The sequence below is a fragment of the Acaryochloris sp. CCMEE 5410 genome (assembly GCF_000238775.2).
Classification (GTDB): Bacteria; Cyanobacteriota; Cyanobacteriia; order Thermosynechococcales; family Thermosynechococcaceae; genus Acaryochloris.
In genome coordinates, this window is record NZ_AFEJ02000001.1 from 1,062,980 (window position 1) to 1,082,593 (window position 19,614).

General features: G+C 47.5%; 17 protein-coding genes and 1 tRNA gene. 7 read left to right on the forward strand and 11 right to left on the reverse strand.

Features of this window, described 5'->3' with window-relative positions; all coding sequences use genetic code 11:
- Nucleotides 1-73: 73 nt before the first annotated feature.
- The 4 genes from ON05_RS04705 to ON05_RS04720 all read left to right on the forward strand — a co-directional run bounded on the left by ON05_RS04705 (nt 74) and on the right by ON05_RS04720 (nt 1,540).
- Nucleotides 74-373 carry a ferredoxin gene (locus ON05_RS04705; protein ID WP_010481068.1) on the forward strand — a complete coding sequence of 100 codons (300 nt, stop codon included), beginning with the start codon at nt 74-76 and terminating at the stop codon, nt 371-373.
- A gap of 13 nt (nt 374-386) precedes the next feature.
- Nucleotides 387-707, forward strand: coding sequence for a thioredoxin (trxA, locus tag ON05_RS04710; protein WP_010481070.1), 321 nt, complete (start codon nt 387-389; stop codon nt 705-707).
- Between the two features lie 35 nt (nt 708-742).
- Nucleotides 743-1,015, forward strand: a complete 273-nt coding sequence (locus ON05_RS04715; protein WP_010481071.1) for a hypothetical protein — start codon at nt 743-745, stop codon at nt 1,013-1,015.
- A 69-nt stretch (nt 1,016-1,084) separates the two neighbouring features.
- Nucleotides 1,085-1,540 carry a CBS domain-containing protein gene (locus ON05_RS04720; protein ID WP_010481073.1) on the forward strand — a complete coding sequence of 152 codons (456 nt, stop codon included), beginning with the start codon at nt 1,085-1,087 and terminating at the stop codon, nt 1,538-1,540.
- Between the two features lie 21 nt (nt 1,541-1,561).
- On the opposite strand, the gene ON05_RS04725 is transcribed toward ON05_RS04720, so the two are convergent.
- On the reverse strand, nt 1,562-3,028 hold the full coding sequence (locus ON05_RS04725) for a tetratricopeptide repeat-containing serine protease family protein (protein ID WP_010481074.1): 1,467 nt from the start codon (nt 3,026-3,028) through the stop codon (nt 1,562-1,564).
- Nucleotides 3,029-3,109: 81 nt separating this feature from the next.
- Complete coding sequence (locus tag ON05_RS04730; RefSeq protein WP_010481076.1) at nt 3,110-4,648, reverse strand: AAA family ATPase; 1,539 nt, start codon at nt 4,646-4,648, stop codon at nt 3,110-3,112.
- 176 nt (nt 4,649-4,824) lie between these two features.
- On the opposite strand from ON05_RS04730, the gene ON05_RS04735 reads away from it, so the two are divergent.
- Nucleotides 4,825-6,501: a TolC family protein gene (locus ON05_RS04735; RefSeq protein ID WP_029315857.1), complete on the forward strand. Its 1,677-nt coding sequence runs from the start codon at nt 4,825-4,827 to the stop codon at nt 6,499-6,501.
- Nucleotides 6,502-6,588: 87 nt separating this feature from the next.
- On the opposite strand, the gene lysS is transcribed toward ON05_RS04735, so the two are convergent.
- The 6 genes from lysS to ON05_RS04765 form a co-directional block, all read right to left on the reverse strand.
- Complete coding sequence (lysS, locus tag ON05_RS04740; RefSeq protein WP_010481776.1) at nt 6,589-8,142, reverse strand: lysine--tRNA ligase; 1,554 nt, start codon at nt 8,140-8,142, stop codon at nt 6,589-6,591.
- 194 nt (nt 8,143-8,336) lie between these two features.
- Nucleotides 8,337-8,672: a hypothetical protein gene (locus tag ON05_RS04745; RefSeq protein WP_010481774.1), complete on the reverse strand. Its 336-nt coding sequence runs from the start codon at nt 8,670-8,672 to the stop codon at nt 8,337-8,339.
- Nucleotides 8,673-8,987: 315 nt separating this feature from the next.
- Nucleotides 8,988-10,400 carry a DUF6745 domain-containing protein gene (locus ON05_RS04750; RefSeq protein ID WP_010481772.1) on the reverse strand — a complete coding sequence of 471 codons (1,413 nt, stop codon included), beginning with the start codon at nt 10,398-10,400 and terminating at the stop codon, nt 8,988-8,990.
- Between the two features lie 1,448 nt (nt 10,401-11,848).
- The gene (locus ON05_RS04755; protein ID WP_262561210.1) at nt 11,849-13,003 is read right to left on the reverse strand and encodes an ISAs1 family transposase; all 1,155 of its coding nucleotides are present in this window, start codon (nt 13,001-13,003) and stop codon (nt 11,849-11,851) included.
- A gap of 147 nt (nt 13,004-13,150) precedes the next feature.
- A complete protein-coding gene (locus tag ON05_RS04760) occupies nt 13,151-14,479 on the reverse strand; it encodes a CCA tRNA nucleotidyltransferase (protein WP_010481020.1) in 1,329 nt (442 codons plus the stop codon).
- Nucleotides 14,480-14,564: 85 nt separating this feature from the next.
- A tRNA-Leu gene (locus ON05_RS04765) sits at nt 14,565-14,645 on the reverse strand.
- A gap of 201 nt (nt 14,646-14,846) precedes the next feature.
- On the opposite strand from ON05_RS04765, the gene ON05_RS04770 reads away from it, so the two are divergent.
- Entirely contained in the window at nt 14,847-15,515 is a 669-nt protein-coding gene (locus ON05_RS04770) for a Uma2 family endonuclease (RefSeq protein ID WP_010481018.1), read from the forward strand.
- Between the two features lie 229 nt (nt 15,516-15,744).
- Here the strand turns inward: ON05_RS04770 and ON05_RS04775 are convergent, their stop codons facing one another.
- Nucleotides 15,745-16,188 (reverse strand): hypothetical protein, encoded by a 444-nt coding sequence (locus ON05_RS04775; protein WP_010481015.1) that lies wholly within the window; start codon nt 16,186-16,188, stop codon nt 15,745-15,747.
- Nucleotides 16,189-16,528: 340 nt separating this feature from the next.
- On the opposite strand from ON05_RS04775, the gene ON05_RS04780 reads away from it, so the two are divergent.
- Entirely contained in the window at nt 16,529-16,771 is a 243-nt protein-coding gene (locus ON05_RS04780) for an FMN-binding negative transcriptional regulator (protein ID WP_010481013.1), read from the forward strand.
- Nucleotides 16,772-16,850: 79 nt separating this feature from the next.
- On the opposite strand, the gene ON05_RS04785 is transcribed toward ON05_RS04780, so the two are convergent.
- Together ON05_RS04785 and ON05_RS04790 are read right to left on the reverse strand one after the other, a co-directional pair.
- Nucleotides 16,851-18,485: an alpha-D-glucose phosphate-specific phosphoglucomutase gene (locus tag ON05_RS04785; RefSeq protein ID WP_010481011.1), complete on the reverse strand. Its 1,635-nt coding sequence runs from the start codon at nt 18,483-18,485 to the stop codon at nt 16,851-16,853.
- 94 nt (nt 18,486-18,579) lie between these two features.
- On the reverse strand, nt 18,580-19,572 hold the full coding sequence (locus ON05_RS04790; RefSeq protein ID WP_010481010.1) for a 2-hydroxyacid dehydrogenase: 993 nt from the start codon (nt 19,570-19,572) through the stop codon (nt 18,580-18,582).
- Nucleotides 19,573-19,614 lie beyond the last annotated feature (42 nt).

A 19,614-nucleotide genomic window follows, 5' to 3' on the forward strand; every position in this document is an offset into this window, starting at 1 on the left:
CAGCTCATGATGCAACAGCAACCCTCTTGATCGTTGTTCACCTTACCCATCAAACTTACAAGGATTTCATTTAATGGCAACCTACAACGTCAGACTGATCAATGAAGCAGAAGGTATCGACACAACAATAGCTGTCGAAGACGATCAGTATATTTTTGACGCAGCAGAAGAGAATGATTTGGATTTGCCTGTATCTTGCCGCTCCGGCGCTTGCTCCAGTTGTGCAGGTAAGGTCGTCTCGGGAGAAGTAGACCAATCCGACCAGTCTTTCCTAGATGATGATCAAATGGCGGCTGGATTCGTGCTAACCTGCGTTGCTTACCCCGCTTCAGACTGCACAATTCAAACCCACCAAGAAGACGCTCTACTTTAGGTTTTGAAAGATTATGAGTACCGTAACTTACATACAAGATAACGAGTTCGAGCAGTTGCTCAAGGATGAGTCCATTGTTGTGGTCGACTTTACAGCTACTTGGTGCGGTCCTTGCAAACAAGTCAGTCCCATGATGGACCAATTGGCCACTGACTATGACGGTCGGGCAAAAGTCACCAAAGTTGACGTTGACAAGAATAAGGGAATTGCCAAGCAATTTGGGATTCGCAGTATTCCAGCCGTGTTGGTCTTTAAATCGGGCGAACTCGTCGAAACCCTGGTAGGCATGAGTCCCTACGAGAAATTCACCAGCGCCGTGGATAAACACCTTTAAACCGTCGATCCATTTCTTTCGACCAGGACATAAGTATGAGTCAAATTGGCACGAATACAACCCAAACCATTTGCTGTCCTCATTGCGGCTCCCCTGCACGGCGGCTGTATTTTACGAGCTCATATCCGACTCACCTCAAATGTCCAGGTGGACTAGTAAACCAGGTTGAGTGTCCGAGTTGTGATTATTTAATGGTGTCCTGCGCTGTTGATGGTCAAGTCGTCGAGGCCTATGCAGAAGGAATATCCACCTATCACCACTCCACTCAGCCTAGGTCTTCAGAAAAGCCTCCCTTACCCATGGCCTAGAGGTTAGCACTAGTTCGATCATCCTTTCTACAACTTAATTCAATCACAATTCCTCAGGAGTCTAATGCCATGATGCGAGCAGAAGAAATTATGACCCGAGACGTTGTTGCCATTAGTGGCTCAGCGACCGTTGCCGATGCCGTGAGTATGATGAAAGATAAGGGTATCCGAGCTTTAATTGTGGAACCCCGCTATGCTGGCGACCCCTATGGCATGGTGACCCAAACCGACATTGTTTACAAGGTGGCTGCCTTTGGGTATGACCCCAAAAAGATGAAGGTCTACGAAGTCATGACCAAGCCTTGTATTGTTGTAAATCCTGATTTAGGAGTTGAGTACGTCGCCCGTTTATTTGCTAATTCAGGCATTCGCCGAGCGCCAGTTGTCAAGGATCATCTCCTCGGAATTATTTCAATTGGAGACATTCTCAAGAAAAGTGATTTTGTCGAGAAACCCAAAAGCAATTTTGAACAATATTGCGAAGAGTTTCCTAATGCCCCTGAAGCTCGAATTTACGAAGACTAGTCGAGGAATAACCCTCAAGACTTATCGCCGAGACAGCTTCAAAATCATGGCACGGATAATGTCATTCAACTGATTATCCCCCTCTCGTTGAGCCTTAAACCCAGCAGTTTGTAATTGGCGAAGGCCTGTTTGCTGATCGCCTTTCAAGCTGCTGAGGAGTCCCTTATGAATATCAGTGATGGCTGAGTTAAATGGAAGTTGAAGCTGTCTGATTTTCTCCAGCTCTGCAATCGTTTTGGCATAGGTGGTCGGATTGTTGCCGTTAGACTTATCCTGCAAAACCTGAACAACACCTTTCATCACCTTCGCTTCTGCTAATCGGGGATTGAATGCGATCGCACGGTCCAGGGCAAACATCGCCCCCTGGTATCGCCACAGCTGCAATTCTGATAAGGCCTGCCGATAGAGAATTGTGGCATCCAAAGGACTGAGAACGAGAGCCTGCCGATAATCACTGAGAGACCCCGGTGTATCTCTAGAATTCGCTTTCACCACACCCCGCTGTACATAGGCTTGGGTATACTCTGGATTAAGCTTGATCGCCTGCGTCAGATCCTCAATCGCTTTGAATGAATCTCGTTGCCGATAATGACCAAGACTGCGGCCATAGTAGGCTTCTACATATTCCGGATCTAGTTCAATGGCTTGAGAAAAATCAGCAATCGCCCCGGCATAATCCTTACGCTTGAGTTTATCTCCCCCTTGCAAATAGAAATCTGCAGCAGTGGGTTCATTTGCATCTGGTCGCGGTTCAATCGTCCCTAAATTCAAGGATGTGAGGGTTGAGGGCAATGAATTGAGAAAGGTGTTAATCGGAATCCCTAGATTAAATCCAGTTTTAATATAGATATCGGGATTGGTGGATTCATCTTGAGGTTGAATCGATGCGGTGTCAGCGCGGCCATGAATGGCCACCAATCGACCCTGCTCATCCAATACCGGCCCCCCACTCATGCCAGGTAAGGTGCTATTGGAATAAACCAATGCATAGCCATCTGCTAGGGGCTTCGTGGCATTGGCCGTCACTTTCCCTTCCGTGAAGTTATAGATCGACTCCGTCAAAGCCAGGGTTTGGGCTGGAAAACCTGCCACGTAAATGGGAGTCCCTTCTGGGGCATCATTCACATTTCCCATCTTGGCGACTGCATAGGTTTGGGAACTGGAAAATTGAACAACTGCCAGATCTACCCCTTGAAATTTTTGAATACTGGAAGACGTGATCTGATGAGTTTGCTGATCAGGGGTTTGAATATCGTAGGTATTGGGGAGGTCGACCACATGGGCCGCAGTAGCAACGGTGTAGTTATCTCCCTCTTTCTTGACAATCACCCCCGATCCTAAACCGCCCGGACTGCTAATTCGAACCGTGACATTTTTTGCGAGTTTACTGACTTCCGCTGCACTCAATGCTTGGGCTTGGGGCTGGATCCAGACCAATGCGGCTGTTGTACCTAAGAGGACGGTGGAGAGGTGAAGAGATTTATGCATGGATCAAATAGACGAAAACAATAGACAAAAGGTTCAGATAGAAGCACCATCAAGAAAGCCGATCTCACCGATATTCAAAAGCTATCTCGCACTCATAAATCGATCTTGAGCAAGGTTGCGGAGCTGCTTTAAATGTTCCTGTCGTGAAATAGATAGGGGAATCATGCCTTGAATTTCTTGGACCAGTAACTCTGTGTCCAAAGGCTTCTCTACATAAAGCGCTCGATACAGCGCTGCCACGACTGCTTGCTCTATTTCAGCACCACTATAGCCTTCCGATGCCTGCAATAGGGTGGGCATATCAAAATGGCTAGGATCCTGCTTACGCAACATCAGATGGATGCGAAAAATCGCGCCTCGTTCTTGCAAATCCGGTAAATCCACATAAAAAATCTCATCAAAACGGCCTTTTCGCAGCAGTTCTGGTGGAATTTGGGAAATATCATTGGCAGTGGCCACCACAAACACCTCTTGGGACTTTTCCTGCATCCAGGTCAGGAAGAATCCAAACATTCGTCGACTCAAACCGCCATCTGAATCAGACCCAGTAGCTCCTAAGCTTTTTTCGATTTCATCAATCCAGAGAACAGCAGGAGCCATCGATTCGGCTAAGGAGATAGCTTTGCGAAAGTTCTTCTCTGATTCCCCCACAAATTTATCGTAGAGACGACCTGCATCTAGCTTCAGTAAGGGCATTTTCCATTCTCTAGCGATCGCTTTCGCCGCTAGAGATTTGCCACATCCTTGAATCCCTACAATCAAAATGCCCTTCGGCGGAGTTAGATTCAAGGCTTTAGCAGCAGGACTAAATCCGACCTTGGCTCGTCCCAGCCAATTTTTGAGATTCGCAAACCCGCCCCATTCCACACGATTCCCCTCGACCGGCAGGTAATCCAGCACCCCACCGGCTCGGATCAGTTGGGCTTTACGATGGAGAATACGTTCCACATCGTCTGTGGTCAATTTGCCATCATCCAAAGCCGCATAGGCCAACACTTGTCGGGCTTGTTTCAAGGTCATACCCGTCATGGCTTGAACAAGGGCCTGCATATCCTGATCTTCTAATTCCACGATGGTGCGGTGTTTGTGTCTCATGGTCCGCACTACCTCTTTCACCGTCCTAGACAGCTCATCGCGATCGGGCAGCTTCAGGTCATAGACCACAGCATCATGTTCAATTTCCCTGGGCAGCTCGATATTGTCCCCGGTTAGCACAAAGGCAGACCGTTTTTGAGAAAAAAGCTGAGCCGCTTCCCGAAAATGGCGGGCCGTTTCTGGATCTTCAAAATGTTTGCCAAAATCCTTGAGCCAGAACAATGCCTTAATCGACATATCTTGGACATGTTTAAGGACGGCTAAGGGTTCCGCAGTATTACCAATCGCGGCAGGTTTGAGAGTGCCAGGTGGTGCATATTCATTTACCCAAGGCGCATCAAAGGTACCAGGAGACCGAATTAGGCCCTGAGCAATGCTCCATTCAAACATCGGAATAGACATTTCCTCCGTCGCTTTCTTGAGAAGAGTTTGAACCCGATCTTCCTCTAAGGTTTCAATCACAATGACGGGGTGATAGGACAGAATTAAGGTCTGAATGTCTCGTACACTTACGGATAAGGGCATAGCCAGAGCGCCAACCAGGAAAGGATATTATTCTCAAGATTCCCGAATACAAAGATTTTGCTAAAGGCAAGCCCATGTAGCCTCCTTCTAATACAAAATTTTTAGCCTAATAGACCACCAGCCAGAATCTAGATTTGGTAGAGTACTAGACGGAGACAGCAGGTCTGGGAGCCATTATGCAACATCTATCGTGGATAAAATGGGGCAAAACAAGTTGCCTCACCGCAGCACTGATGATGAGTGGAGCATTGATTGTGCCAGCTCAGGCTCAAGGAGATAATCCTGGTGCAAGTGAACTCCTGCCGACGGAAATTGATGAGCAACCCTTGCGTCTACCCACGACAGATCCCAAAATTCTGAATCCTGATCCGAAAATACTGGACGTACCCACTGCACCGGAAGATGTCACTATTGACCCAGACCTCGATCAGGCCATTACATTAGAGCAAGCCTTAGAGCTGGCTAAGCGCAATAATCGGGATTTGCAGGTAGTGGAATTGCAGGTGCGCCAGTCAAAAGCAGCATTAGCAGAAGCCAAAGCCGCAGAACTCCCAACCATCAGTGCCCAAGCGAGTCTCAACCGCACAGATTCTGCAACATCGCGGATCATCAACGAGCAGCAAGTAGAAGCCCAAGTCGAAGGTATTGAAGATCAAATTCAGCAGCTACAAGCCCAATTACCTGGGGCAAATGCAGCTCAAACAGCGATTTTAAATCAGACGATTCAAGGATTGCAGACTCAAATTCAAACCATTCGAGATCAGCCTCCTCTTTTTCCTTCAGTCAGCAATCTATTCAACACTAGCGTTCAGCTAAACTACGATGTCTTCACTTCTGGACAACGCTCAGCTAGCATTCGCGCTGCTGAGTCTGCCCTTAAGGCCGCTGAAAAGTCTCTAGAAACCCAGTTACAGCAGCTGCGCCTAGACGTTTCCAATGACTATTACGATATGCAGCAGGCCGATGAGTTGGTCCAGATTGCCAAGGCAGCGGTAAAAAATGCCGAAGAAACGTTGGATAATACTCGAGCCTTGGAACAGGCAGGTTTAGGCACTCGGTTTGATGTTCTACGTTCAGAAGTCCAGCTGGCAAACCAACAGCAACAGCTCTCCCAAGCCCAAAGTCAACAGCTCACCGCTCGACGCCAATTGGCTCAGCGTTTAAGTCTTAATCCCAGAGCAACTTTATCGGCTGCTGATCCTGTCAAAATTGCCGGATTATGGCCCATGTCTCTGACCAATACGATTGCCAAAGCCCAACAGAATCGCTCCGAACTGGGAGAAATTTTAGATCAGCGCCAAATTGCCCAGCAGAATGAGCGATTGGTTAAAGGAAGTTTTGGTCCCCAGGTCAGTGTGGCCGCTAGTGGTAACTTTGCGGTTGATTTAGATGACTTGACTGATGCCTTTGGCTATTCCCTGGGTGGACAGGTTACCAAGTTATTGTTTGATGGAGGCGCGACCAAAGCCAACGCCCGACAGCAAGCCCTAGGGGCAAAAATTGCGGAGACTCAATTTGCCAATTTTAAAAATCTGGTTCGGTTCCAGGTAGAGCAGAACTACTTTACCTTACAGTCCAGCTTTAAAAATATTGCGACCAATGAATGTGCGGTGATCCAAGCGGAGCAAAGTTTAGAGTTAGCTCGATTACGTTCCAAAGCAGGGATTGGGACTCAACTTGAAGTCAGTAACGCTGAAACAGAACTCACGCGAACCCGCAGTAATCGCTTGCAGGCAATCATTGACTACAATCGCGCCTTAATTGCTCTGGAGCGTTTTGTCGGCCATCGACAACAGCAGGCCAGAGTGGGTGAAGTTCCCTCCCCTGGGGAAAAGCTTTGCAATCAGGCTTAATGCAAGCCCCCATGAGCTTACGTTATCTCCTAATCTCTAAGTGCTGCTGCCATAGGGGGACTGTTGATGTCCCCCCTACCCAACGGCTTATCCCTCATCTTCATATTTCTCGGGTTTTAAGAGGGGAAAAGCAATCACATCCCGAATACTGGCTGCATCACTCAACAGCATCGCCAGACGGTCTATACCGATGCCTAATCCGCCTGTGGGCGGCATACCGTATTCCAACGCGGTGATGAAATCTTCATCTACGCCATGGGCCTCCAAATCCCCCGCTTCTTTTCGAGCGGCCTGGGCTTCTAAACGCTGACGCTGATCCACTGGATCGGTCAATTCAGAGAAGCTATTGGCTGTCTCTCGGCCAACGATAAACAGTTCAAATCGTTCGACCAGTCCCGGCTGGGAACGGTGAGGTTTCGCTAAGGGCGAAATCTCGACAGGATAGTCAAGGATAAAGGTGGGTTGCATCAGGGTCGCTTCTACCTTTTGTTCAAAGGCTTCATTGAGGACATGGCCCACACTCTCGCAATCTGCCACCCCCGTGATGCCTACCTTCGTGGCTGCTTTTTGAGCTGCCTCTACCGTCTTAAAAGTGGAAAAATCTAGCCCTGTTTTTTCTTGTACAGCGTCATGCATGGTCACTCGTCGCCATGGAGAGGTGAGATCGATTGTTTCGCCTTGGTAAGGCACTTTCAAACTACCCACAGAACGTTCTGCTGCAGTACAGATCAACGCTTCCGCTAAATCCATCATGTCGTTGTAGTCGGCATAGGCTTGGTAAACTTCGATGGTCGTGAACTCTGGATTGTGGCGGGTAGAAATCCCTTCATTACGGAATACTCGACCCAGCTCAAAGACTTTTTCAAAGCCACCCACAATTAATCGCTTCAAATGCAGTTCCGTGGCAATCCGCAGATAGAGATCCATCTCCATCGTGTTGTGATAGGTGATGAATGGGCGGGCCTCAGCTCCTCCTGCTTCGGAGTTCAAAACGGGGGTTTCAATTTCAATAAACCCCTGTTCGTCAAGATAGCGGCGAATGCTAGCGGTAATTTGAGCCCGTCGTCGAAAGGTCTCCCGCACAGTGGGATTGACAATCAAATCTACGTAGCGTTGGCGATACCGCTTGGCAATATCCGTGAGGCCATGCCATTTATCGGGCAGGGGCAATAAAGACTTGGTGAGAACGGTGTATTCCCTAACATAAACAGAGAGTTCACCTTTGTCGGTGCGCTTAATGGTGCCTTGAACCCCGATGAAGTCCCCTACGTCAGTGAGCTGTTTGAGATGGTTAAAGGCTTGCTCATCTTGCTCCCCCATCTGTTCTTGAATCCGCTTTTTTTCCAAGTAGAGCTGGATGGTTCCTGTTTCGTCCTGGAGGTTGAAGAAGGCTAGCTTACCGAATACGCGACGAGCGAGGATACGACCTGCGATCGCAACCTCAAAATCCTCCTCTTCACCATTCGCCAGATCCACAAATTTCTCTTGTAGAGCCTGGGCAGTATGGGTAGACTGCCACCGATAGGCATAGGGGGTTAAGCCTGCTTGTTTGAGCTGCTCAACCTTTTGCAAACGAGTAGCTCTCACTTCTTCTAAAGTAGAGCCCTGGTTGGGTGACTCAGACGCCCGATCAGCAGCCATAGATAATCCTTAAATGAAAAACTTCAAACCAAGTTCTAGATCAAATCACAACTCATCCCACAGGAATGATTGCAATACCAGAGTCTCGATTATAGAGGAAGGATGACCTGCAACTTTACCAAATCAGGAGCAGACATTTTCCTCATGAGACTGCCGTCCCACGCTCAAATTATGGGGATGCTGGTTTCTAAATTTTAGATAAAGCTGGCGACGTAATTGCGGATGTCTTCATCAGAACTCAGCTTCATCTGGTCTGAGTGATCAAAGAAGTCAATCTGAACAGTTGAGCCATCCGGACGCCGAACCGTGAATCCGAAGTCCTCCAGAATGACGTCACGATGCTGCCATTGGTCAACAATGGTTAATTCAGGGGTATCTCGAATAATTCGCTGAACCTGATGAAATTTACCGTAATATCCAAACTCAACCCATGGTGCAGTAATCGGCGCAAATGCGTATAGCCATATACCAAAGATAGAGAGTATGGTGAACCCACACATCAATCTGAGTAAAGTTCGTACCGTTTTCATGGTTGAAAAACTAAATTTTTTCCCCACATACTATTTAAGATAGCTTTTCTTGAATTAGAAATTTGTTAATTTATAGCGATGCAGCACATACTGCCATTGCTATCACAACACAAGCAGAGGCAAACATCAAAACATAGAGTTTCAGCGAATTTACGTCACCATTCTTAGACTCGTCAGCAGATTAATAAAAAGCGATTCAAAAGGCTTAGAAACCACAACACTGACAGTTCCACTTCAAAGTCTTAGTAACAGCTTGCTAGACTTCTTCAGCAAGATCTGCCAGCATCTATCTTAACGTTGCTGACAAACTTTTATTTACCGTTGATTCTCATTATCAGGAATGGGGAAGTCTTCTGCAGAATAGTTCTCATTCGCATAGTTAATTGCTGATCGGACCGTATCTTGATGCCAAGGTACAAAGACAGCCAAAATATCCTCTGTCTCAGCCTTAACCCGCTTTAAAACACGAGTGTCATTAACCCCCACACCTTTTAATTTGAGGAGGGTATACTCTTGCAAAGTATCCACCTCGATTAAAGGGAGTTCTTGGCAAACCCGAATTGCCCCAAGGGATTGAACTAACATCTCTTGTAGTGCCTGATTCCGTTCCTCAAAAACCCACTGGGCTTGCCATTCCTGAGGATGAACAGTGCCATATTTTTCCGGTATAGGAGTTCCGTGATGGGCATAGGCGGCAAACCCATCCGCAAACTGCACAGCAGGCTCTCCCTCACCGTGCAATTGATAGTCATCATCGATCAGGATTTGGGTGGGACGATCACAAATAATACATAAATTCTCGGCTGCAAAAACCCAACCGCAATATTTAACTAACCCTTGTAAAGCCGCCCATTTCTTAGCGTCATGGGGATAATTGAGTTCTGAAATAGCAAAATCTAGCCAACTACACTGATATACAACTTCAGAAATAACAACAACAGCATTCTCTACCAAATATTTCTGCTCAGCAAGCGATAGCGGCATTGCCAGGGTCTCTCGAAAGCGAGGGGGTTCCATACCGTTGATTTCTGCAATTAATATCCCCTGCAGAATTTTCTTTAACCAGGCCCGAAAGAGAAATTCTTTTCCTGGAATCCAACCCAGTTGCATTTCTAAAGCAGCAGATGCCATGTCACTAAAGGATTCCCGCCCATCCTCTGGGGACTTGTCCAGTATCATCTTTATCATCTTTGAAAATCCTGGATCTCCTCGACGAGCTTGATGTTTGCCCATCAAATCGATCATTGGCGCAGCATTCAGGACGGTTTGCTCAATCATGTCTTGAATACTCAGACCTTTAGGAAGGCAGCGTTCAATATGCGTTTCAATCGAGTTGGCCGATTCTACTGAAACTTCCATCAATAAATCAAGAATGGGTTTCGTACCTGCATTCTGTTGTTTATTGCTTTGCTTGATTGTCTCCCAAGCTGCTTCTGCAAAAAACTGAATGAAATTATTCTGGATATCTTCTTTCGTTCGACTACGGGGATTTTGTGGAATATCTACTTGCGAGACTTGGGCTTGCAGATGATCTAACGCCGCCCGCGGGCTGGAGCAAAAAACAACATTTGGTTCGGGTTTGCCCATAACGGCATAAACACCTTTAATTGCAGCCGCTGCTCGGACTTTTTCAATCGGTTGTGTGGTTAAACTAATTCGCTTCCATTTCTCCTGATACTCGGGAATTAGTGCTTCTTGTTCAGGGGTCAAAAAACGAATCTCAGGCATTTTTAACTCTTCACAACCTTATGTTCATATTTATTATTCCCTGAAATTTAATACGAACAGATAGAGTACAGTTCAAATAAAATTTGAGCGCATAAATTATCCACTTCACAATATTATCAATGGCAATATTTGATTCTGGCTCACATTAATAGCAATACCTCCCCATCTGATAAAAGATCGCGATGTATTAAACCTTTCCCTACATAATCCATACCCAGTGAGGCAACACTGAAGATCGGCTGATGTGGTTAAACGTAGCGATACCAGACCTAACCTTTTCCTGTTTTGGTATGGAGCGATTTCTCAAAAACCTCATCATTTCTGCAACTTATGAAGATTTGCTACTGAATCCAGGCTGCAGAGGAACCCGTTTTAGTAGCCTGGGAGGGTTGGATGTTCAGTAGAGTGCAAGTGATGACAAGGATATGGCGATGGTTTGGATGGCTGATAGTCGTAGTAATGCTCATACCAGCGGCTTGGGCCAATCTGGGACCACCGTCCTATGGCGGACAAGTCACCGCTGAACCGATTGGTATTGAAGATATCGAAATCACCCGTGAGACCCTAACCCTCGACCTCCGGCCTATTGCCCAAAAAGACCTCGCTCAGGTGGAAGCGGTTTATCATCTCCAGAATGAAGGGGACGAGAAACAGCTGGACTTACTGTTTGCCCTAGGCACATTAGGCACAGAGAACTTTCAGGTCTGGCTAAACGATCAAGTGATCACCAGCCAACCTGCCCCGAATGCTCCATTCCCCCCAAATTGGGAGGTGCCAGAGTACACACCAGGGATTGACAACCAACCCTTGGATTACCTCCGCCATTCTCCTCCGGTCACCCCCATGGCCCTAACTGTCACGATTCCACCGAGGAAACAGGATCTCAAGGTTCGGTATGCGGCTCAAACCGCTACTCATCTCTTGGGTAAACCCACAATTTATCACCAGTTTGCTTACGTCCTTGCCCCTGCAAAAGCTTGGTCAGCCTTTGGTGGATTAGACGTCACGATTTATCTACCTCCCAAGTGGCAAGTTGCCACAACTCCCGAGTTCACGAGAAAAGGGGATGTCCTGACAGGTCAGTTTACGGAGCTGCCGGGTGATGCGATCGCACTCACAATGCAGGCCCCCATAGGATGGGCCTATTATCCCGTCAAATACGGTTCTCAAGGATTACTGGGCCTAGCTTGGTTGGCAGGCTTAGTTTTCGGCTGGCGTTTGGGTCGCAAAAAAGGAAAGCAACTGGCCACCCAAAAACCGACTCGTCTACAAGTATGGTCCTGGTCTTTAGGATTTGGCCTTGCTTGGGGAATGGCACTCTTAGGCATCGGTTGGTTAGCCATTTACAGCCCCAATTGGATGCTCCCGGCAGGCCAAGTGAGCCGATATGGCTATGGTCAAGGCTTCGCCATCATCGGTGTGATGGCAGGGCAACCGCACATAGTTCTTCATGAAGAAGGTATAACCTTGTCAGTAGCGCTGAGGAGTTTGAGCAAGTATTCGTCATCCCAACCCGCCTTGAGCCGTTTTGCCTTAACCCCACATTTCGCAGTTGACTCTTGCTGCAGCAAATTAGCAGCAATATGACGAATGACAGACAGGTTTTGAGCACTGTATCCCTGACAAGCCCGAAGCTTATCTTCACGAAAGCCCACATCCAAAATCCAGTGCAACTGATTTTCAATCCCCCAATGAGAGCGCACAGCATCGGCAAACCGTTGTGCATCACTCTCAATGCTCAAAAGGTAATAGCGCCGCTGAAGTGTTCCTGGGTGTCCTGGCTGACGACGACACGATTCAACACACCCAATCGACTTCAATTGAGCCCAACGCTCAGCCCCCAGTAAGTAATCGGTTTGCCCCATTGTCCAATAGGTACGATGTTCAATTCGCCCATGCCCTTTCTCGACGGTTTGATAGCTATCATGCTCAATCCCCTGAAATTGAGTCTGACAAGCATGCTCAAACAGTTGCACTACATCGGTATATAAATCCCCTTGATTGCCTTTGAGGGCCAACACATAATCACCTTCGCCCTCAATAATCGTCTCAGCAATCGCTGTTTGACAGCCCATTGCATCAATACTGACCAATGCTCCTTCTAGATCTAAAACTTTCAGTAATTCAGGGATAGCCGTAATCTCATTGGATTTCTCATCAACGGTTCGTTGACCTAAAACAAGATGATTGTGGCTCGCCCATGCACTGACCATGTGAATCAAGCTGCGCTGCTCACCTGGCGCAATTGCTCCGCGCAGCGTCTTACCATCAATGGCAACAAGTGCCCCTTCGCTCAATTTATAGATCGCTTGAGTCCAATTGAGAAAGCATTGCTGCAATTGTTGAGGTTTCAATCTGGCAAAGACCCATTCGAAGGTGTCATGGGAGGGAATGCCGTTTGGCAATGCTAGCCATTGCTTTAACCACTGGGCTTTGGAACGACCATAATTGGACACCTCCACCCAATTATCCGCTCCACAAAGGACGGCACATAGGGTGATGATGACGATGTCTTCTAGCTGATACTCTATGCGATGGGCTGCTCGTGGGTCGTCTAGGTCGCTGAAGTGTTCAATAATTGAGGCAAAGGGGGAGGATGTCATGGCTTGCTGAGTGTTGCTTTTGAGGCATTATCCTCCGACCTCTTCCTATTCGACTACTTTGTTAACTTCTATGTGCGGTCGCCCTGGGTGTGATGGGATTAAGCCTATTCTCTGGTGTACTGGGCAGTATCATTGTCTGGGTTGCGACTAACCGCTCTCGGCAGTTGAAGGCGTCGAACTAACTAGGGTTTGGGCCAATGTCAACGCCTCTTCTGAGGTGGTGATACTGCCTTCCGCTTGGGCTAGGGTCAATTGTGAAAGCAGGCGACCCACTTCTGGCCCAGGGGATAAGTGAAGGGACTTCATTAAGGCTGAACCTGATAAGAGGGGTTGAGGATGGGCTAAAGCGCTGAGCGGGTTGAGATATTCTGCAATCCAAGGCTTTAGGGCTTGCAGGTAAGACAACATCTCAGCCCCTGGCGCGGATTGCTGCATCAGCTCCACCGCCAATGTCACCATCACAACAGCAGGGAATGTCGTATCCGCGTCTTGAAAGAGATAAAACTGATCCGCTCGGCGGCAGTGTTCCTGCTGCAAGAGCTGTTTTAACCGAGGCCAACCATTCAACACCCGAGTAATCACATGGATTTCGCCCCGACTGAACTTCATCTGTTTTAGGGTTATTTCTGCCTGAGTGGGGCTGTCCGACAGGAGGGAGACCCACTTAGTGGTGGACAGGAGGGTGCGCTGGGCAGCCTCTTTCCCTTGGGCTCGTTCATTCAGTTCCTGATGAAACGCGGTTGCTAAGTCCGGAACCTCTTTCTGGAGCAGACTAGCCGCTTGATCGATGGCGGGTAAAAAAGCAAGGCTCGTTGATGATGCATGGGGAAACGATGTGCTTAATAAACCATCCTGCCAAAGTTGATAAACCCAAGGTGTGGCCTTGGAATCGCTCAACAGATAGCTTAGCTCAACTTTGATCCGCTCTGCGGCAATACCCTTTAACTGAGGGGTGAGTTGACGAATATTAGCTTGGGTCTGGGGTTCAATGGTGAACCCCAATTGGGCAGCTTGCCGATACGCCCTCAGCAGTCGCAAGGGATCCTCTTCTAGGTTTTTGGCGGCGATCATGCGTAGCACACCTGCGTCGAGATCTTGCCGCCCCTTCAACGGATCAATCACCATATCGGAAAAGGGATGATATGCGATCGCATTAATCGTATAGTCCCGGCGCTGCAGGTCCTCTTCCAAGGAATCCCCCACTTGTAAAGCGAAATCTGCCGTTGCGTCTGGGAAAACCACCCGCGCAATATCCCTTTCGGCATCCAGAAGCACAAACCCAGCATTACAACTTTCGGAAACCCTACGAGCTGTTTCCACCGCAGCTTCAGGCAAAACAAAATCTAGATCTAAATAAGCCGTATGGCGATTCAGTAAGGCATCCCGAACACATCCCCCCACTAAACAGGCCGATTGGGGCAAATCACTAGCAGGGAAAGGCCAAGTTTGAGGAGCAAGAACGGTTTGGATAGACATGCAAAATCAAGAAAAAAGCCTGAAAAGGCCCTACCAAAGCTAAAAGCTCAGGCAAGCTACTAACAAACAGACAATAAAGTTGGAATGGGCAGGGAGAGACTCGAACTCTCATGACCGAAGTCGCCACATTTTGAGTGTGGTGCGTCTACCATTTCGCCACCCGCCCTGGGCCTTGAAGGCAAAGTTCCACCATTATACAAGAACCCATCGGCAATGCAACGGTTTTATTCGTTTTTACCCTAACGCCCATAAAAGGAAGGTGCAGTACTCCTAGCTTATTGAACGTGTTAATGTGATACCTTCTTTGACTTCAGACAAAAATCAGTCCTCTATGATGGAACAGTAGATCTTCAGGTGTATTGAAGCAATGCAAACTCAGCTACCTGTTGCCCAAACGATAACGACTGAGACCACTGCTGAAAATCGTCTGATCTTGGATCACGTTTCTTGGGAGACCTATGAACAATTGTTGGTTGCTTTCGGTGAACATCGTGCGGTTCGCTTCCACTATGACAATGGGGTCATAGAGTTCATGGTTCCCCTGGAAGCCCATGAAAATCCCAGCGATCTCCTAGGATTATTAATTTGCACCCTCGTGGTGGAGAGTGGCCTAAATCTAAAATGCATGGCATCCACTACCCTGAAACGAAAGCATCTGCAAAAAGGGGCTGAACCAGATAAGTGCTATTACATTCAAAATGAGCCCTTAGTTAGAGGGCGAACGGTCGATCTAGAGAAGGATCCACCTCCAGATTTAGTGGTCGAGATTGACATTACCCATACCGATATAGATAAGAATGCCTTATATGCCAGTATGGGGGTTCCTGAATTCTGGCGTTTTAATGGTTCAGTACTCAGCATCTATCAGCTCGAGCAAGACCAATATCACTTAGTCGACGTTAGCCCTGCCCTGCCCTGGGTATCAAAAGATGTCATTTACCGCTTTCTCAGACAAAGCAAAACAGTCGGTGAGGCGCAAGCCCTACGAGATTTAAAGGGGTGGATTAAGCAGCAATTGGATTCTTTGGATACATAGCATTTTTCTCTGTTCTTGAACCTAAGTCAGAAGAATCAGTGTTTTCAGCCCCCCGTAAATAGCGAACTAGGTAGTAGTGGGCTTTAAGGATTTTTAGACTGGACGACAAGCTTATAGATATACTGCCAACGACTGAGAGCTTAACATTTTAGATTGAACTATAACTCTCTCTGCAAAAGGATTTAAAGCTCATTAAAAAAGTAATCTTTCGACTCGTTCGGAGTATAAATCATTCATCCTTTAAAATCATTGCCAAGCCTTTATAAACTTCAAAGCCTTCATCATCATCCTTAAAATCCAGGGCTGCATAGCAACTGAAAAATAACCGCTCTGAAGTTACCTTATTGGTTAATCGATGTCGTTCTAAAACAACACCATTTCGGATTGGTATCTTTTCTGCCTCAAACGATCTTTTAATAAAATTAGGATAGTCTTGTACTACCCTTGCACCTTCAATGATCTTGTGATTTTCAGTGTCATAGCTTAGTTGTTCACGATAAGTTTTCATCTGATCGGCACAGTATCGATGTCCTTCAGCAACAAAGTTAGGGTTTCCACTGTTCAAGTCAGCGCCTGAAGTCAAAGAAGTAAAGTAATGACAAGAACTGGCAGAGAAGGCGAGCACAGATAGTAAGCCAAATTTTGCAGTCACAGATATATATCGATAATCCATAGTGAAATACATTGCAATGGAATTAAGATAACAGCAACTTTGGATTTATACCTCATTCGTCAGAACCTACAACAGCTTTCGCTTGCTCACCTGCCATCAAATGGTGCAGTAAAGAGGATCTTGTCCTCTTTTGGTGAAACGAAACAATGTGGTGTAATTCTGCTTGCAGATAAAAACTAAACAAGGCTGAAGTCCCTGATCTACCGTTATGATCCTCAGTCAATTTTGGTAGTAATGAGACCCAATATTGCATTTCTTATTCGGTTCACTAAAAGAGGACAAGATCCAGTAAAGATTTCAAGAAAATGCACCAGAATAGATGGATTAGCTGATCGACGGAATGGTGGAGACCTACGAAGCCAGCTATAAAGCCCAGTGGCACAGCTTGTCTGAGCAATTTCGTACTGGCATGATGAAAGGCATCGTCGGCTTTGAGATGGCAGTGACTCGCCTAGAAGGCAAGTATAAGCTCAGCCAAAACCGCAGCCTCATCGAACAGCACAATGTTTCAGATGCTCTGCTGCAAAGCTCTGATCCCAGTGCTCAGGCCATGGGGCAGGAAATGCAGCAGAACCTTGAGTAGGGGCAATCCCTCAAAGCCAAGACTCTGAGTGGGCAAATCGCTCCAATACCACTAATTGTCATTGGAGCGATGGAGGTATTTAGGTGATCACAGTGGGTTCGTCACGGCCCGTCAGTGTGCGGATTTGAGCCACTTCATCTGCCAAGGTAATTAGCGGTGCTAGAGCATCTTGCGGATCAAGCCCCTGCTTACTAACGTCGGGTTCATAACTTTCTAAATACACCCGCAAGGTAGCCCCTTGAGTGCCTGTCCCTGACAGTCGAAAGACGATACGAGAGCCATCAGTGAAGCCAATGCGAACCCCTTGTTTTTGGCTGACACTACCATCCACCGGATCCGTGTAGCTAAAGTCATCCGCATAGTCCACTTCGTATTGCCCTAGTTTTTGGCCCTTCAGTGTTGCCAGCTTACCTCGCAGATTCGCCATTAGGGTATTGGCTTTTTCAGAGTCAACGGCTTCATAGTCATGGCGGGAGTAGTAGTTGCGGCCATATTCCTGCCAATGCTCTTTAACGATGGATTCTACGGACTGCTGGCGAACAGCCAGGATATTCAGCCAGAACAGTACCGCCCAGAGACCATCCTTCTCCCGCACATGGTTGGAGCCAGTACCAAAGCTCTCCTCGCCACAGAGGGTGGCTTTATCCGCATCTAGGAGGTTGCCGAAAAACTTCCAGCCCGTGGGGGTTTCATAGCAATCAAAGCCTAACTTGGCCGCCACTCGATCCACCGCCTGACTCGTAGGCATCGACCGAGCCACGCCCGCTAATCCGTTCTGATAACCCGGCACAAGCTTCGCGTTTGCCGTCAGAATCGCCAGACTATCACTGGGAGTCACAAAGAAGCGTTGACCCAGTATCATGTTGCGATCGCCATCGCCATCCGACGCCGCACCAAAATTAGGTGCATTCTCCCCAAACAGCTGTTCCACCAATTCATGGGCATAAACCAAATTCGGATCGGGGTGACCGCCACCAAAATCTTCTAGGGGCTTGCCATTCATAACACTATCGGCCCCCGCTCCTAAACGATCGGCAAAGAGGGCATGGGCATAGGGACCCGTGACTGCATGCATGGAATCGACGATCAGACTAAATCCCCCTGACGTCAGCATCTGGCGAATGCGGTCAAAATCAAACAGAGACTCCATCAACTGGGCATAGTCTTGAACCGAATCAATCACCTCAACCGTCATCTCTCCCAATTGAGACGTCCCCAATTGATCGAGGTTGACATCATCCGCCTCAGTGATCCGATAGACATCGATTTCCTTACTGCGGGCATAAATCGCCTCGGTCACCTTTTCAGGAGCGGGACCACCATTGCCGATGTTGTATTTAATGCCAAAGTCACCGTCCGGGCCACCGGGATTGTGGCTTGCAGAGAGGACAATCCCTCCATAGGCCTTGTTTTGACGAATCACGCAGGAGACGGCAGGAGTCGATAAAATACCGTTCTGGCCCACCAATACCTTGCCAAAGCCATTGGCTGCTGCCATTTTCAGAATGACTTGAATCGCATGGCGGTTATAGAAACGACCATCACCGCCCACCACTAAGGTTTGGCCTTGGTAGTTCTCAAGGCTATCGAAAATAGATTGGATAAAATTTTCTAGATAATGGAACTGCTGAAAAACCGTTACCTGCTTCCGCAGTCCTGAAGTTCCTGGTTTTTGGTCCGAAAAGGGTTGGGTATAGACGGTGTTGATACTCATGAATATTGGCACTAATGAGAGTGAATGAAATCTAGATAGCGCTAGTTGATAGCCACTGAAATATAGAAGTAACCGTTGATTAGGATACCCCGGTCTAGGTCATTTTGACTTGATTAATGCAAGGACGCCCTGCAGCAAAATCGCCAATATTGCTCAAGGTAGTGCTGGCAATATTCTCCAGGGCATTGCGAGTGAAAAATGCCTGATGGGCCGTGATCAAAACATTGGGAAAGGATTGCAGGAGTTGAAAGTGATCGTCCTGAATCACCGTATCGGACAGATCTTCGAAAAATAGGTTTTCCTCTTGTTCGTAGACATCAATGCCTAAATATCCCACTTGCCCCGACTTAATCGCATCAATCACAGCAGGGGTATCAATCAGCCCACCACGACTGGTATTAATCAACATCGTGCCAGGTTGCAATACCTTTAAGGTCGAGGCATTAATGATGTGATGGGTTTGGGGCATCAACGGGCAATGCAAAGAAACAATCTTGGATTGAGCTAGCAAATCTTCCATCGCCATATAAGTCACACCCAGCTCAATACAGGCGGGGTTAGGATAGGGATCATAGGCCAATAGCTGGCAGCCAAACCCTTTCATAATTTGGGCAAAACATTGACCTATTTTGCCTGTTCCCACTATCCCCACCGAACAGTTATGGAGATCAAACCCAAGTAGCCCTTCCAGGGAGAAATTATCATCCCGAACTCGGTTATAGGCTCTATATAGCTTGCGATTGAGCATCAAAATCATGCCTACAGCATGCTCTGCCACGGAATAGGGCGAATAGGCAGGCACCCGAACAACCGTGATGCCCAGTTCAGTGGCCTTAGCTACATCCACATTATTAAAGCCTGCCGATCGCAGGGCCACCAATTGGGTCCCCTGATCTGCCAAAATCTCCAGGGTTTCCGCATCCAACTGATCGTTAATAAAGACACAAACAATAGGAAAATCCTTGGCAAGCGGTGCTGTAGCAGCCGTTAGACGTGGTTCATAAAAAACCAGCTCGTGGCTTTCCGTATTAGCAGCCCGCAGAAATTCTTGGTCGTACCGTTTACTACTAAAAATGGCAACTTTCATTTTTTTCTTCCTCAGAGACACTACCCTGCTCCAATCGTTGTC